Source organism: uncultured Eudoraea sp. (assembly GCF_947490415.1).
Classification (GTDB): domain Bacteria; phylum Bacteroidota; class Bacteroidia; order Flavobacteriales; family Flavobacteriaceae; genus Eudoraea.
The window spans coordinates 86,997-103,447 of record NZ_CANLGX010000009.1; the positions used below are offsets into that span (position 1 = coordinate 86,997).

16 protein-coding genes are annotated in these 16,451 nt (G+C 37.4%); 4 read left to right on the forward strand and 12 right to left on the reverse strand.

Annotation, left to right across the window (positions count from 1 at the left end; all coding sequences use genetic code 11):
* Window positions 1–6 precede the first annotated feature (6 nt).
* Entirely contained in the window at window positions 7–1,356 is a 1,350-nt protein-coding gene (locus tag Q0874_RS17035; RefSeq protein ID WP_299164752.1) for an NAD(P)/FAD-dependent oxidoreductase, read from the reverse strand.
* 312 nt (window positions 1,357–1,668) lie between these two features.
* The gene (locus tag Q0874_RS17040) at window positions 1,669–2,217 is read right to left on the reverse strand and encodes a ClpP family protease (RefSeq protein ID WP_299164753.1); all 549 of its coding nucleotides are present in this window, start codon (window positions 2,215–2,217) and stop codon (window positions 1,669–1,671) included.
* Window positions 2,218–2,336: 119 nt separating this feature from the next.
* On the opposite strand from Q0874_RS17040, the gene Q0874_RS17045 reads away from it, so the two are divergent.
* Window positions 2,337–3,011: a hypothetical protein gene (locus Q0874_RS17045; protein ID WP_299164754.1), complete on the forward strand. Its 675-nt coding sequence runs from the start codon at window positions 2,337–2,339 to the stop codon at window positions 3,009–3,011.
* A 13-nt stretch (window positions 3,012–3,024) separates the two neighbouring features.
* Here the strand turns inward: Q0874_RS17045 and Q0874_RS17050 are convergent, their stop codons facing one another.
* The 4 genes from Q0874_RS17050 to Q0874_RS17065 are packed head-to-tail and all read right to left on the reverse strand — an operon-like array spanning window position 3,025 to window position 6,480.
* Window positions 3,025–4,176, reverse strand: coding sequence for an MFS transporter (locus tag Q0874_RS17050; protein WP_299164755.1), 1,152 nt, complete (start codon window positions 4,174–4,176; stop codon window positions 3,025–3,027).
* A gap of 34 nt (window positions 4,177–4,210) precedes the next feature.
* Window positions 4,211–4,615, reverse strand: a complete 405-nt coding sequence (locus tag Q0874_RS17055) for a VOC family protein (protein ID WP_299164756.1) — start codon at window positions 4,613–4,615, stop codon at window positions 4,211–4,213.
* Complete coding sequence (gene kynU / locus Q0874_RS17060) at window positions 4,612–5,901, reverse strand: kynureninase (RefSeq protein WP_299164757.1); 1,290 nt, start codon at window positions 5,899–5,901, stop codon at window positions 4,612–4,614. Before kynU ends, Q0874_RS17055 begins: the two co-directional genes overlap by 4 nt.
* Before the next feature lie 54 nt (window positions 5,902–5,955).
* Window positions 5,956–6,480, reverse strand: a complete 525-nt coding sequence (locus Q0874_RS17065) for a GNAT family N-acetyltransferase (protein ID WP_299164758.1) — start codon at window positions 6,478–6,480, stop codon at window positions 5,956–5,958.
* A 20-nt stretch (window positions 6,481–6,500) separates the two neighbouring features.
* Between Q0874_RS17065 and Q0874_RS17070 the strand changes: the two genes are divergently transcribed.
* Entirely contained in the window at window positions 6,501–7,142 is a 642-nt protein-coding gene (locus Q0874_RS17070; protein ID WP_299164759.1) for an O-methyltransferase, read from the forward strand.
* Here the strand turns inward: Q0874_RS17070 and Q0874_RS17075 are convergent.
* Complete coding sequence (locus tag Q0874_RS17075; RefSeq protein WP_299164760.1) at window positions 7,120–7,680, reverse strand: phosphatase PAP2 family protein; 561 nt, start codon at window positions 7,678–7,680, stop codon at window positions 7,120–7,122. The two genes, Q0874_RS17070 and Q0874_RS17075, sit on opposite strands and share 23 nt — an antisense overlap.
* Window positions 7,681–7,688: 8 nt before the next feature.
* Window positions 7,689–7,970 (reverse strand): twin-arginine translocase TatA/TatE family subunit, encoded by a 282-nt coding sequence (locus Q0874_RS17080; protein WP_299164761.1) that lies wholly within the window; start codon window positions 7,968–7,970, stop codon window positions 7,689–7,691.
* Between the two features lie 422 nt (window positions 7,971–8,392).
* Between Q0874_RS17080 and Q0874_RS17085 the strand changes: the two genes are divergently transcribed.
* Window positions 8,393–9,136: a hypothetical protein gene (locus tag Q0874_RS17085; RefSeq protein ID WP_299164763.1), complete on the forward strand. Its 744-nt coding sequence runs from the start codon at window positions 8,393–8,395 to the stop codon at window positions 9,134–9,136.
* Between the two features lie 179 nt (window positions 9,137–9,315).
* Here the strand turns inward: Q0874_RS17085 and Q0874_RS17090 are convergent, their stop codons facing one another.
* The 4 genes from Q0874_RS17090 to Q0874_RS17105 form a co-directional block, all read right to left on the reverse strand.
* Entirely contained in the window at window positions 9,316–11,625 is a 2,310-nt protein-coding gene (locus Q0874_RS17090; RefSeq protein ID WP_299164765.1) for a M1 family metallopeptidase, read from the reverse strand.
* Window positions 11,626–11,688: 63 nt separating this feature from the next.
* A complete protein-coding gene (locus Q0874_RS17095; protein ID WP_299164766.1) occupies window positions 11,689–12,210 on the reverse strand; it encodes a DUF6702 family protein in 522 nt (173 codons plus the stop codon).
* A 35-nt stretch (window positions 12,211–12,245) separates the two neighbouring features.
* Window positions 12,246–13,028 (reverse strand): carboxypeptidase-like regulatory domain-containing protein, encoded by a 783-nt coding sequence (locus Q0874_RS17100; protein ID WP_299164767.1) that lies wholly within the window; start codon window positions 13,026–13,028, stop codon window positions 12,246–12,248.
* Window positions 13,015–13,767 (reverse strand): carboxypeptidase-like regulatory domain-containing protein, encoded by a 753-nt coding sequence (locus Q0874_RS17105; protein ID WP_299164768.1) that lies wholly within the window; start codon window positions 13,765–13,767, stop codon window positions 13,015–13,017. Before Q0874_RS17105 ends, Q0874_RS17100 begins: the two co-directional genes overlap by 14 nt.
* Window positions 13,768–14,145: 378 nt before the next feature.
* Here Q0874_RS17105 and Q0874_RS17110 point away from each other — a divergent pair.
* Window positions 14,146–16,451, forward strand: a 2,306-nt coding sequence (locus tag Q0874_RS17110) for a beta strand repeat-containing protein (protein WP_367275462.1), incomplete at its 3' end; no start/stop codon positions are given.

The window sequence follows — 16,451 nt, forward strand, 5'->3', positions numbered from 1 at the left end:
AGAGGTTCAATTTTTAGCAAGCAATTCTAACATTTTCTCTTCTACCTCCTTGCTATCCCATAGCAACTCAATATTTGGTAATTGCATAATCTGTTGCATAATTCTTTCCTGCTCATCGCCTATGGCCAAGGCATCTGAATAAGGCTGATCAGAGAATGTTACCCTTGAATAAACCGGGATCCATTTATCCGGATGCTTATTTGCAAAATGTTTTTCAATTTTCTTTTGAAGCAAAAAAAGCGGGTCGGCTGTTTTGCTGCTCATCTCAATAAAGTTCCTGTAACTTAATTCCGCAATAGCATCTGCATTGGGTTTTCTTTCCTTCTGAAACTCCTGAAAAATTTGTTCCCAATCATCACCATATTTGGAAATTAATCCATTTAAAATATAAATATCTTCAAAACCGGCATTCATGCCTTGTCCGTAAAAAGGAACAATGGCATGGGCAGAATCACCTACCAGAGCTACCTTATCCCAATAAGTCCAGGGGTAGCATTTCATCGTGACCATTGCACTCGTTGGGTTTTTGAAAAAGTCTTCAGTAAGATTGTCCATTTCGTTTATTACATCAGGAAAATAGGTTTTGAAAAAATCTTTAGCCTGGGTTTTGGTTTTGATATTTTCAAAAGATATTTCACCTTCAAATGGCAAGAATAATGTACATGTAAAACTACCATCCAGATTAGGCATGGCAATAAACATAAAATTGCCTCTAGGCCAGATATGAAAGGAATTTTTCTCCAGTTTATGTGTTCCATCATCATTTGGCGGAATGGTCAGTTCTTTATATCCGACATCTATAAAATCCTGTGAATAGTCAAATCGGCTTCTGCGCTGCATTTTGTGGCGAATTCTGGAAAATGCGCCATCACATCCAAACACAATGTCATATTTATAAGCTTTCCATTCACCTTTTTCTGTTACTCCGGTATACAATCTGGCATCGGGCAAGTCAATATCCCAAACTTTTTCATTAAATCTAAAATTGACACCTTCATTTTCTGCAAGATCAATCATCTTTCTGTTCAGTAAACCTCTGGAAATAGACCAGATGGCCTCCCCCTCTTTACCATAATTCTGAAAATAAACAGGCTTGCCATTTACATGCATCGCTCGCTTATAAAGTGGTATGGCAATCTTTTTTATCTCCTTTTCAATGCCAACTTCGCTCAAAGTTTTCCAACCTCTGTCACTCATGGCTAGGTTTATGGAGCGTCCGGAAAATTCTATAGTCCTAATATCAGGGCGTCGGTCAAACACCGTTATTTTATGTCCTGATCTTTTGAGGAAGATCGCTAATAAAGATCCTATTAAACCGGATCCTATAATGGCGATATCTTTTGGAGTTTGCCTCATAATTTAAGCCAGGAGAATGGCTACTTTTGAAAGTAAATGTACTAAAATAAAGTTTCCTTTCATTTATCTTCCCGGAAAGCCCGGTTAAAGTATCATAGTTCATTTACCTATTCTCCAATGCCTGAGGAATAATGGCTCCATCATCTGCACTAAAGATAAACTTTTAGAATATTTTACCTCACTCTAAAATCTGATTGCATGGAATATTCGTATATATTCTAAATAATAATTTTCCGCCAAGGCGTCCATATATATTTATAAAGACCTTCATATTTATTATATGAAGGTCTTTTTCTTTTAAATTGCTATGTCCTATTTTAATACGCCATCGACTATTCCATATGCTATGGACTCTTCGGCATCCATCCAATAATCACGGTTAAAGTCTTTTAAGATTTTTTCATAGGGCTGTCCGCAGTTATCAGCTAATATTTTGGCACCAATCTCTTTGGTCTTAATTATTTCTTTGGCCTGAATCTCAATATTCGACGCCTGACCTCTCGCTCCTCCACTTGGTTGATGGATCATCACCCGTGCATGAGGCTGAATAAAACGTCGGCCCTTTTTACCAACTGAGAGGAGTATCGAACCCATTGAAGCTGCTAATCCGCTACAAACAGTTGAGACCGGACTCTTCAGTGACTTAATAGTATCATAAATCGCAAAACCCGAAGTAACATAACCACCAGGACTATTTATAATCAGTTGTATTTCCTTATTGTTCTGCATATCAAGATATAATAAACGATCAATAACATGTTTGGCAGAATCATCATCAACCATTCCCCAAAGAAATACTTTTCTATCTTCTAATAATCTTTCATCAATGGCTTCCTGTACTTTTCCCTTTTTTTTACTCATTTTTTACTTTTTGTTAAAAATCAAAATTAATCATTTTATTGGGATTTCATACCCCAATAAAGTCATGGTTTAATATCAATTAACAATTGAAAAGCTGTTATATTTGAAAAAACATTATTATGAAAATTCCACACTTGTTTGCGATACTCTCTTTGGCGCTTATATTTAGCTGTAAAACCGAACAAAAAAAAGAGGCGGATTCAGAAAATATTGAACAAACCGTACCCGAAAAAATAGCCTATGCGCATGGTCTGAAGGAATGGAAAAATGTAGAAGAACTAAAATTTACTTTTAATGTTGATCGGGATACGACTCATTTTGAACGTGATTGGATATGGAATATTAAGAAAAATGAGGTTACAGGTAGCTCTGAAGGAGGTTTGGTTACCTATAATCGCAGTGAAATAGATAGTACAATAGCAAAAGTTGATGCCAGTTTTATCAATGACAAATATTGGTTTTTAGCACCATTTAACCTGGTCTGGGATAAAGGTAACTTCAGCTATGAAGTTACAGAAGCTGCAGAGGCACCAATAGCTAAGATACCAATGCAAAAACTAACCATTGTTTATACCGGTGAAGGTGGTTATACCCCGGGGGATGCTTATGATTTTTACTTTGGGGATGATTTCGTAATAAAAGAATGGGTATTTCGTAAAGGAAATCAGGCAGAGCCCTCAATTGCAACTACCTGGGAAGAATATTCAGACTTTAATGGCCTGATAATGTCAAAAACACATAAAAACGCCGAAGGGAATTTTAAACTGTACTTTACAAATATTCAGGTAAAATAACTACTTACAAGACCTAAACCGATTTTTTTCTTTTTAGCAGGAAAGTGGCACCTAAAACAGCTACGGAACAGATCATCAACGTAATAAAACTCAGACTTAACGAGAATTGTTCTGCTATAAAACCCAAAATTACAGGACCTACAAGAAAGCCTGAATATCCTGTACCGGCAATAAAAGCAACTCCCTGAGAGGATTCTACTCCTTTTACATTACCTCCAATTCTGAATAATTCAGGGACAATTACAGAAAATCCAAGACCGGTAAGTGCAAATCCGGCAATGGCCAAATACATATCTGTTGTAAGCACCAATAAATATCCAACAACGGATAATAAAGATCCTAATGCCACAATTTTAATAGACCCTATTCTGGAACTTATTGAATCCCCTAAAAAACGCCCAAGGGTCATAAATACCTGGAATCCTAAAAACCCTGCACCCCATATAGCTTCAGGCGCAAGACTAACCTCCTTTAAAAATAATCCACTCCAATCCACTATAGCTCCTTCACTGCCCATTACTACAAACGACACGACTCCAAGCAGCATTAAAGGCTTGAAATTTTTAAATCTAAACGCTTCCTTTTCAATAGGTGCCGCTACAACATTGTGATATTTCTTATAGAAAATAAAATTTACCAGGAGAACCAATAAGACCGCCAAAAGCATATGCAACCCCCTATTGTTCAATACAGGTATTAAAAAACTGCCAAGCCCTGCCAGCACACCCCCGAGACTAAAAAACCCATGGGAAGCAGACATAAATTTTTGTTTGTCTTCTTTTTCAATCTCCGTAACCAGGGTGTTCATTGAAATATCGGTAAAACCGTTGGTAGCCCCGAATACAAAAAGCGCAATAGCCAGGCCAATAAATCCAGGCGCAATTAAAGGAAACAAAGCAGCAATACAACAAAGGACAATCCCTACTGATGTTGCCCTACCTACTCCAATTTTATTAATGATTTTAGATGCGACCGGAAAAATTGTAAATACACCCAGTGAAAGAAAAAATATGGCAATTCCCAGAGTGGCCTTGTTTATTCCAAGATCTTCTTTAACCGATGGGATATAAATAGCCCATGTGCCAAATAAAATATTCAGACTGGCAAAAACCCAGGCGGGACCAAAATATCTGGGATTTGAAAGGATTAGTCTAAGAGATCTCATAAGCCGCCTTTTAACAAAGCCAACAAATATACAATCATTCAATAAACAATGTAGTCACCTCCAAACGATTATTATCGGGATCAAGTGTCTCAAATTCATAGTATCCATCACCTGTTTTTCTGGGTCCACTAAGAATTTTGAAACCCTGTTTTTGCAATTCAATGGCTTTTTTATCAACCTCAGACATACTGGTAACTTCAAATGCCAGATGAATAATTCCTAAATGCTGTTTACCAACCGTATCATTGGTGTTCTCGGGTATATCCGGTCTCTGCATCAGCTCTAGCCTTGCCCCGGTATTAAAAGTGATAAAGTAGCTCTGAAATCTTTTTGCAGGATTCATATATTTAGCATTGGCTGTTCCACCAAAATATTTGACATAATAATCCTTTAGTAATTCAAGTTTACTTGTCCAGATAGCCACATGATCTATTTTCATCGAGTTTCCCGGTTTCCGGCCCCTGTAAGTATCCCGGTTCTTAAAATTTGTCCAAAATTGTACATATCTTCAAAACTGCAATAAAATGGTGCCGGAGCAAGTCGTATAACATTAGGCTCCCGCCAATCTGTAATCACCCCGTTTGCCATCAAATAATCAAACAAAGATCTACCCTCGCCATGGAGCAATACGGATAATTGGCATCCTCTTTCAGCAGGTGTAATAATTTCAAAACTACTATCCACTTCACTATCAATTTCATGCAGGATAAATTCTAGATATGAGACTATTTTATTGCGCTTCGCTATCAAAGCGTCCATTCCTACTTCTTCAAAGAGGGTTAAAGAAGCGAGGTAAGGTGCCAGTGCCAATACGGGAGGATTGCTCAACTGCCATGCATCTGCAGTAGCAATAGGTTCAAATTTTTGTTTCATTAAAAAACGTGTTTCCTTTTTGGTACCCCACCAACCCTCAAATCTTGTAATTTTTTCCTGATCCAGATGCCTTTCGTGAATAAAGATTCCTGAGGCATTTCCCGGTCCGCTGTTCATATATTTATAACTACACCATGCTGCAAAATCACAGCCCCAATCATGTAGTTTCAATTCTATATTCCCAGCGGCATGAGCAAGATCCCATCCCACGTTGGCACCAACAGATTTACCGGCACTGGTTATGGTTTTCATATCAAAGACCTGACCATTGTAATAATTTACACCTCCAAGCAGTACCAGTGCCAACTGATCTCCTGTTTCATTGATTTTTTCAACAATATCCTCAGTATTCCAGTGATGTTCACCAGGGCGTTTACTTACTTCAACTATAGTATCTTTTGGATCAAAACCGTGAAAACGCACCTGACTTTGCAGCATATACTGATCTGATGGAAAAGCTTTCTCTTCACATATTATTTTATAACGCTCTTTAGTAGGCGAGTAAAAAGAAACCATTAAAAGATGCAGGTTTACCGTAAGGGTATTCATAACAGATACCTCCTCAGGTTTAGCTCCTATTATCTTAGCTAAGGGTTTGGCCAGTCTTTCGTGGTAATCCCACCAGGGTTTCTTTGCATGAAAGTGACCTTCTACCCCTAAATTCTTCCAATCTTCCATTACCTCATCCACAAACTCTTGTGAATTTTTAGGTTGAAGCCCCAAAGAATTCCCCGTAAAATAAATTACATTTTTGCCATTTAATTGCGGAAAGTAAAATTTATCCCTGTATTTTTTAAGAGGATCATTGTTATCCAATTCCCTGGCGTAGGACAATGTATTTTGAAATGGCATGGCTAATTTTTAACCAAAAATACAATATCCGGATAAAAGATGGTCCTGATTAAACTATCTATTCCCTGATTGGTCCTCTGGTATTCTCATTTCAATGATATGACTTACAAATCCCGCTTTCTCATAGGCTTTTATAGCAGGAATATTATCAGAGTAAACGGTAAGGCGCATTTCTTTATATCCTTTAGACAGTGCCCATATCCTAAGTGAATCCAAAATCATTTTATTAATTCGCATTCCCCTATATTCAGGAAGGGTATACATAAAACCAAAATTGACATACTCCTTATGATTTAAGTAAGATCTTGCCCTTTTTACAACCGCTGTACCGCAGCTAACTATAGTGTTATTTATCTCTGCTACAATAACAGCCACTTCATTGTCTAAAATCATCCCTTTTAAATCATAGTAACACACCGGGGCTTCTCGTATGGTTTTATCAAATGGCCTTTCTGCCTTTATCAACTGTTGTTCAAAAGTTAAAAGAACCTCCAAATCGGATAATGCAGCCGTCCTAATGGTTATTTCACCCATACTTATCACGCTTATTTTTAAGCCTAAGATAGCATATAAATCCATATTTTTACTAAAAAGGATTTATGCATTTTCTACCGGAATCTTTAGAAAACTATATCACACTTCATTCTGAAAATGAGCCCGACATTTTGCGTGAATTAACCCGTGAAACACATTTAAAGGTAGTTCAACCCCGAATGATTACAGGGCATTATCAGGGTAGGGTACTTAGCATGCTTTCTAAGTTGATTCAACCCAGTAGTATTTTGGAAATTGGCACATATACAGGATATTCAGCAATTTGCCTGGCAGAAGGGTTGAGCAATGATGGGTTGTTGCACACTATTGACATCAATGAAGAACTTTCGGAAATGCAGCGTAAATTTTTTGATCGAAGTGGATTTGGGGATAAAATAATACAACATACCGGTGATGCATTAAAAATTATTCCTGAATTGGACCAGGTCTTTGATCTCATCTTTATTGACGCCGAAAAGAAAATGTATGATGCCTACTTCGAAGCTGTGATTAAAAAGACAAGACCGGGAAGTATCATATTAACCGACAATGTCCTATGGTCTGGTAAAGTAGTTGAACCGCTGGACAAAAAAGATATGGTAACCCGCAATCTACTGGCTTACAATGAAAAGCTAAAAAACGATTCAAGAGTGGAGACTGTTATATTGTCCATTAGAGATGGACTTACATTATGTAGGGTTCTATAAACCTGCGATAAAACAGGTAAAACAGAAAGCCCAAAAGCATGCCAATTAATGCCCCCGTTATAAGATCCAAAGGATAATGGACCCCTACATATATTCTGCTATAGGCAAATAAAAAAGGCCAGATAAAAAGTAGCCAAATAATTGAAACCTTTTTCCTGAGAAATAAAAAAGATATGGTGGTCAATGAGAAGGAAGAGGAGGCATGACCTGAAAAAAAACTATAGCCGGCCGGATTTTTTAAAATTCTGATTATGGAATTGATTTCAATATCATTATTAGGCCGGAGCCGTTCAAAATAGGTCTTAACTATATCAGTAAGACCCAAAATGCAAATTAAGAGCAGGACTATTGTACAGGAAATGAATAATGCTTCCTTTTTTGGGTATTTAAGAAAGATAAGTGCTAAAAGTAAAATATAAAGTGGAATCCAAGAAGTGATATTGGTAACTATCACCCAAAACAAATCATAATCTTCTGTACCCAGATTATTTAGATATATAAAAGTATTTCTATCCCATTCCAGAAGGTGCCTGAGCATAAACCCACTTATTTACGCTTAATTGTACCGGTAACATCGTCAACATTTTTCTTTACTTTCTCAATTTCATTTTTTATGTCGTCTGTAAAGCTGGTGTCAATTCCTTGTTTTTCGGCGCTTTTTTGAATTTCCTTCTTAATATCATCTGTGGCATCTCTTAATTGCCGCATTCCTTTACCAAGTCCTTTGGCAATTCCCGGAATTTTATCTGCCCCAAATACCATTACCACAATAAACATGATAAAAAATATTTCAGCTCCGCTAATAAATAAAAAAACCATTGCTTGCATACCACAAATATAGTTAAGTTTTGGGTCCTTTTTATAAAAGTATAATCTATCTATTTCATAAAAACCATCAAAAACTTATTTTGACTAATTAAAATATAACACAGATAAGTTAGTCAATCTTTTTAGCTGACCTAAACAAATAAATGTCTGATACTTATCCAATAAAATCTTTATAATTCTATTAAAAGACCATATAGCTAGTATTTCCAGGGAAATTATGTTCGCATTTGAAAATCCTTAATAAACCATTGTAACCCTTGGATTAAGATTTTATTGTATGTTCTCAAGGAATAAATTCTTGAAAATAATTTATATACCAATCGCATTATTGATTTAGGATAAATTTTACCTTCATAAAAAGTTAAATATTTTAATGGCAAAAAGCTTCTTTGTAATTTGCACGGCGATAAAATATTATATCAATGAAAAATACTCTAATACTTTCCTTGAGCGTCATTCTTTCGACCATGAGCCTTTTTGGTCAAAAAAACTCTCCTGGTACTATCCGTGTTTCCGGAAGCCCACTTGACCGTGACGGAGTTGTAAAATGGCTAAATGATGCAAATAACTCTCAAGCATTAAAAAGCAATCAAAACCTGGATCTTTCAGGTATTGAAGGGTCCGTGTATTACAATGAAAATTTCATCGCGGGCAACGTGTATTATTTAGACAAAGTATACGGCAACTATCCAATGCGTTACAATGCTTTCAGCGATGAGATAGAAATTCAAAGAACCGGAAGTAATAAGATGGAATCTGTCTATAAAAGCATGTCACTTAGCTGCGATATTGATAATGAAAAATATGTATATACCAAATACTTCAATCAGAAAGGAGTAATACAGGAGGGATACCTGATTAGATTGAATCCACAACAAAAATATACCCTATATCAGAAAAAATCTAAAATCTACAAAGAAGGAAGAAAAGCAGCCACTTCAATGCACCCTAGCTATCCGCCAAAATTTGAAGATAAGCATGATTATTTTCTTGCAATGGAAAATGAATTCCCGGTCTATTTTAAATATTCTAAAAAGGAACTAACCGAACTTTTTGGCCAGGAAAAGGCCGCGGACATAAAAGACTTTGTAAAGCAACAAAAAATTAAATCAACGAATAAGGTAGACCTTATAAAGCTTATTGAATACCTCAATACGGACCTCTAACGAATTTTTCAATAAAGTATAAATGCCACCTTGGGTAATTCGTTATTCACACCTTATTTATCACAATAATATGGAACTGCGGTAAAAAGAAAATGCCTTGACTTAAAAATAATATTTAAGCCAAGACATCTGTTCTTATTATAATACTCCCTTGGATTTTTACCCTGAGAGGAGCGAAGTTATTTTCCTTTTATATCTTGTTTAAACTGTTCAAATTCAGATCTCTGTTCCTTTTTGGGCCAGGAGTTGTTACTTGCATCAATATCTGCAGTCTCGGATTTTGGGTCTACTACGATTCCAACAAGTTCTTTTTTAGAAGAAATAACTCGTTTAAACTCCTGGTCATTCTTCCTCCAAATTTGCGGTGGATAAGTGACATTCTCGGTAGAACCATCAGCATATTTGTATTCAACTATTATTGGCATTGGTATCCCTCCGGGTTTATTAAAAACTATCTCATAAAAGTACTTTGGTTCTTCAACCTGAGAACGTTCTTCAGTCGTCATATTATCCATCATATATTCCTTTAAGGTTTGTGAAGTTTCTGAAGGTGCCTTACCCTTTAGGCTTTCTTCAAAATCTTCACTCTCTTCATCCACAAGGTATACCAATGGCGGAAAATTAGCTTCTGTGAGACCCCTTGAAACCATATAATCTTTCATTTTTTTTGTTGGCTTATCGCTTACGTAGTACTTTTTAACTCCTTTAACTCCAATGTCCACATAATCGGTCGTATAAAACCAGCTTCTCCAATACCAGTCGAGATCTACCGCTGAAGCGTCTTCCATGGTCCTAAAGAAATCCTCGGGAGTAGGGTGTTTAAATTTCCATCTTTGTGCATAGGTCTTGAAGGCATGATCGAATAATTCTTTACCCATTATGGTTTCACGCAAAATATTTAAAGCCGTAGCAGGTTTACCGTAGGCATTTGGCCCCAACTGAAATACATTTTCCGGATTCGACATTATAGGTGATATTGTAGATTGATCACCACTCATATAAGGTACTATCTTTGAAGGAGCTCCCCTTCTCGAAGGATATGCTTTATTTGGTGCAATAACTTGGGGAAATTCTTCACCAAATTCCTGTTCAGCTATATACTGCATAAAGGTATCAAGGCCTTCATCCATCCAACCCCACTGACGCTCATCTGAATTGACGATCATGGGGAAAAAATTATGTCCAACCTCATGAATAATAACGCTTATCATCCCGAATTTGACACGGTCTGAATAGCTTCCATCCTCTGCAGGTCTTCCATGGTTCCAACAAATCATTGGGTATTCCATTCCCTGATTTTTGGCGTGTACAGAAATTGCCTTATGGTATGGATAATCAAAAGTATGTGCTGAATATGATTTTAAGGTACTGGCCACAGCCCTGGTCGATAATTCTTCCCATAGCGGATTACCTTCCTTGGGGTATAAGGAAACAGCCATTACATCTTTGTTACCAATTTTAACGGCTTGCATGTCCCAAATAAATTTTCTGGAAGTGGCAAATCCAAAATCCCTGACATTCTCTGCCTTAAATTTCCAGGTCTTTTTATCTTCGGAAAATCCCTTTTCGGCATTCGCTGCCTCCTGCTGGGTCACAATAAGAACCGGCTTGTCATAGGACTTTTTGGCCTGCTCATATCGCTGCATCATTTCCTTTGAAAATACTTCCTTCCTATTTGTCAATTCCCCTGTAGCATCTAAGATATGATCTGCCGGTACGGTAATATTTACCTCATAATTTCCAAAAGGAAGGGCAAACTCTCCCCTACCCCAGAACTGATAATTTTGCCAACCCTCCACATCGCTATAAACAGCCATCCTCGGAAAAAACTGAGCTATCACATAGGACCTGTTTCCGTCTTTGGCAAAATATTCGTACCCAGATCTGGCCCGGTCTATGGTATGATCAGGAATATTGTACCACCACTTTATTGAAAATGAAACCTGACTTCCACTTTTAAGCACCTGTGGAAGGTCAATTCTCATCATAGTTTGATTTATAGTATATGGTAAACTTTTACCATTGGCATCTTTGATAAATTCAATATTAAAACCTCCCTCAAAAGGTTTTTGCATTAGAGTTTCTACAAATTTCTCCGAACTGTAGGCGATTGATAATTCACTTTCATCTCTCAGCGGAGATTTTGAATCTTTAGCCCTTACATTCTGATCTAATTGAAGCCAGAGATATTCTAAATCATCCGGAGAATTGTTGAAATAAGTAATGGTTTCTTCGCCATAAATTTTTGCTTCCTTATCATCTAATTCAATATCTATCTTATAATCTGCCTGCTGCTGATAATAATCGGGACCCGGAGTTCCGGATGCAGATCTGTACGTATTTGGAGTTGCAAATTCTTCGTAGAGTTGTTTAAATTTACTTTGATTAGAATGACCAGATTCTCTTTCTTTTTTAATTTCCTGTTGCGCAAAACCCAAAGTAACAGTCAAACACAATATAAATGTGAGGGGAAAATTTAGTTTCTTCATGTAGTTGAAATCTTATTAGAATTGGCGAATTTAAATTTTTTCAACTAATTGCTGTTCAAAATGTTACAAGTTTAACATTCCTTTATTATTTCCCTTTACCAACACAAAACTATTCTTTTTACCGTTTATTCTAAAATGGACTATATTCTGTTGTTCTTCAAACATATCCGTAAGTATATCATTTTCAACTTCGATAGTCTTGCGTTGAGGCAGATCAATATCCTCGATTTCCAAATAACAAATAATTAAGTCGTTGTCGTATTTCTTTCCCAAAAACACAAAAGCCCTTTCTTTGCCGTCTGCCCTTAAAACCAACTTAGACCTCATATATTTTTCAATATAAAAGTTTGACTCTTCAGATTCCTTCTCCGTTGCGAGATTCATTATAACACCATAGCGTTCTTCCAGCACATTTTCCAGGTCATCAATAAATATTCGGCTGGTAATTTGAAGAGAGTTATCCTCTTCTGAATATTGAATATTGGTTACACTTACATAGAACTTATGCATTAGTGTAAATGCAAAAAGAGGGAGTAGTATCACTATGAAACTATATCGCAAAAGAAGTCTTTTAAAAATATACATAATTTGGTTTTGCAAGATTCGTGCTATGGGCAAAATTACTCTTCATCAGCCTCCTTTAAATAGGCATTACTTCGTAATTTAAGGTATTCCCAGATTTTAAGTTTATCGTGACTGTCTACCACAGCACTGAAAGCGTTATCCACTTCACAAAAATACATGAAGTCCTCTATTTTATTCTCGGGTATTTTTAGATGCTTTACGAACAAAGAATCGGCATAATACTCCCTCACCCTGACTGTGCGGGCATATTTTTCTTGTGAGGCCAATACTTTTTTAAGGTATTTTGTCCTGCCCGAAATGGCATTAATAATTGGGTTTAAGGGTACCAATCCACCTCCGGTTGTTGCTTCATTAAGCTTGCGTTCTGCCTGGGTGATTGGCTTTACATATGCATTTGGAAGCCCTAATGTGGCTGCTACATAGACTTTTTCTTTATTTAAACTATTCATGTCCCTGCTAAGGTCTCCGGATAGGTCATAGGGCCGCACGACCACTTCATCCAATTCATTAATAAATTCCTCCAGGGGTACTATAATAGATCGGCTTTCCAGCATTGCTCTGGATACTACCAGTGTCATACGTTTATACTGAACCGCAGAGAACAATATAGTGTCATTAAGTTTAGTAGCAATTGAAAACCGCCCATCTTTATCTGTAATAGTCGCTCTGTTAGAAGTGGTATTCATAACATGAACATCTGCAATACCCTTATTTAAATTGGTGACTTTTCCCTCTAATTTGGAAAAAAAAACGGATTGTGCTGAAGCTCCTGTAACAATCAGAAAAAAAAACAAGAAAAATTTCTTATTCCTTAGCATTCATCTGTTTTAAGAATATATTGCTTTGGGTTACCAAAAATTCAATGAGTTCAAATTCATTGTCTTTTTTCAATAAGGCGCGAGGTGGTATTTTTTCATCACAATAGATTAAAAAAGCGTCTATTTGATCCTGTGGTATCTTTAGATCTAAAACAAAAAATTCATCATCATAAACAAGTCGCAAGACTTCGCTAACCTTTAAAGGCTCTTTATTTTCATCTGATTCATCTTTTTTGGTATTCACAAGGGCCTTAAAAATGTTTACAAAATTAATCCCATCTTTCATTATACCCCGTGTTATTTTGTCCTCCGCAATATTTACAATTTCCGTAGTCTGGTCGGTCTCGTATTCAAACTTTTTAAATTCTTCATTTTGCAGTTCGAGGAATTTACTTTGATTTTCCGGGCTCACCACTACTTCATCCAGTTGAGTTACCTTCTCATTAACCTCAACCACCAGCCGGTTATTATCCAAAATCTGCTGTGTTATTTTAACCACTTCAATCTGATAGTTTACAGAGGTAAAAACGATTTCGTCATTTAGTTTTACCCTGATACTAAATTCACCTTTATCATTGGTAATCGTCGCTCTTTGTGAAGTACTATTGATAACATTTTCGTTGGGTACGAATGAATTTCTGTACAGGACCTGACCGCGCATAATAACCCGTTCATCGCCCTGAGAAGTACCTATGGAAATACAAAATAATGATAAAACAAAAAGTAGTTTGGTATTCATAGGCAACTGTGCTTATTAAAAGAATGCTCTAATTTATAAAGAAAATGTATGTTCTTGTCATAAAAAAATTTGACGCCATTAAACTTTTGTTAATTTCTGAAGGTGCAGCCAAAAATCCGGGCCTGTCATGCACAAGATATGCAGTCATATCAGATAAATTGGGTTGTTTAACCATACAACTAATCCTTTTACCCCATAATCAAGTATTTTGGGGTATAAAGTTAGCTAAATGTGGATATAATTCTATTTTTGTTAGTCCCCAATGTACGAGAATATTAAAGAGATTTATAGTTAATGTGCCTTAACACTTTTATTGTATTAAAAAGTATAATAAAATGGTCAGAACAAAATATTTCAGGTAACCTAAAACCTCTCAAAATGAAAATGAAATTGCTGATAGCCCTGGTAAGTTTTTCAGTTTGCAACCTTCTTTCAGGTCAGATTAAAATTGGTGATAATCCTCAAAATATTGATGCCTCTTCGGTTTTGGAATTGGAAAGTTCAAACAGGGTACTGGTAATCACCAGGATTAATACCTCGCAAATGAACAGCATCGTTCCTTCGCAGGGTGCCATAGTGTATAACACCGACGAACAATGCTTATACTTTTACGACGGCGCCTCCTGGCTGAATATGTGCGAAACCTTTGGGCTCACATTTACAGCGGACCCCATCGTAAATCCTACCAGCACCATTGTGATTACCGAAAACGGGGATAATCGCAATTTTGAAGTTGGCCAAATAACCGGTGCAAACATTGTGGATTTCAGCATTAGCGGCAGTGACATACAGAATAATTCTATCACTTCAGATAAGCTGGCACCAGATTCTGTGGGGAGCGAAGAATTGCAGGATAATACGGTAACCGATGCCGAAATAGATCTCAACCAGGTAACCCTCAATACTTTTAACAATGATGCCGGTTTTATTACGGGCGCACAAATTGTAAGTCCGGCTCCCAATAATTCCATTAGCGACAATACTGGTGCCTTTTATGACGATTCCCCATTGCAAAATGATATCGCGGCCAATGCCGCTGCTATAGCTGCGGATGGGGATACGGATTCCGGGAATGAAATACAGAATTTGAACCAGGTTTTAGTTGAGGGTAATTCTGCAAATGACAAAATCATTAATCTAACAAATCCTACAGATCCACAAGATGCGGCTACCAAAATCTATGTAGACAATGCCGTTTCAGGTTCAACGCAAACAATTGTTAGTGGGGATTTCCCCAATTCTATTACTACAGGGACGGATGGTGGGGCTCTCTTTGACGCTACCCCCTTGCAGACTGGTATTGATGCTAATGCGGCCGGATTATTATTAAAAGAAGATCTTGCAAATAAGTCAACCGACATAAATTTAGGTACTTCTAATGACTTATATCCCAGTCAAAATGCTGTAAAGGTCTATGTTGATAGCCAGGTTTCCAATGGTACTATTACCTCAAATAACCTTAACGTAACTGGTGGTGTTAACGCATTGTTTGGGAATGTAACGATCGATATTCCTGATGATGCTATTAACGCTGCAATGCTTAATGCTGATGTGGTTGGAGCAGGAATATTGCAGAATGCAATTTCAGGAGCACTTGAAATTGAGCCAGGTACAAGTGGACAATTTTTAAGTACGGATGCAGGTGGTAATATTGCATGGACGATTTTACCTCCTACCGGAGGAAATCAGACTCTATCGGAAGTCTTAACCTTAGGAAATGATGCAGGCACAAATAGTATTATTAATCTGCTTGACAGCGCCGATCCAACTTCCGCGACCACAAGGGGCTACGTTGACAGTCAAGTTGCCGATGGTTCAGAAACAATAATTGATGCTACACTCTCTACTATTGGGGTTACAGGTATAGGAACCACAGCTAGCCCATATGTATTAACTGGTGGTGGTAGTGTTGAAGAAGCAGATGGGATAACTATTACTGGCCTTGGAACAAATCTCGATCCATTTAAGATTGAACCTTCCCAAATTTTAGGGCAATATCTTAGAACTGATTTAGCCACAGGTTTAGTAGTCTGGGATAACTTGCCCACTGGTACAGGTGGAACAGTGATTGTAGATAATTCAACTATTGTTGGTGATGGTCTTAGTTCAAACTTGCAAGTACCATTAGGTGGAATTACAACTGTGCAGATTCTAGACGGTACTGTGGGAACAAACGACATAGCCGATGCTAACGTGACGGAGAACAAAATAAACCCATCAGCCACAGACGGTCAGGTTCTTACTACCGTAGCAGGCAATGCGCAATGGGCCGCACCATCAGCCCTAGCGGCACAAACCACTGCGGCAATAGACGGTGATGGACTAATCGGCACACCTTTGGATCTCGCTGACAATGCAGTAACAACAGCAAAGATTTTGGACGGACAAGTACAGACGGCAGACATAGCCGATGCTAACGTGACCGAGAACAAAATAAACCCATCAGCCACAGACGGTCAGGTTCTTACTACCGTAGCAGGCAATGCGCAATGGGCCGCACCATCAGCCCTAGCGGCACAAACCACTGCGGCAATAGACGGTGATGGACTAATCGGTACACCTTTGGATCTCGCTGACAATGCAGTAACAACAGCAAAGATTTTGGACGGACAAGTACAGACGGCAGACATAGCCGATGCTAACGTGACCGAGAACAAAATAAACCCATCTGCCACAGACGGTCA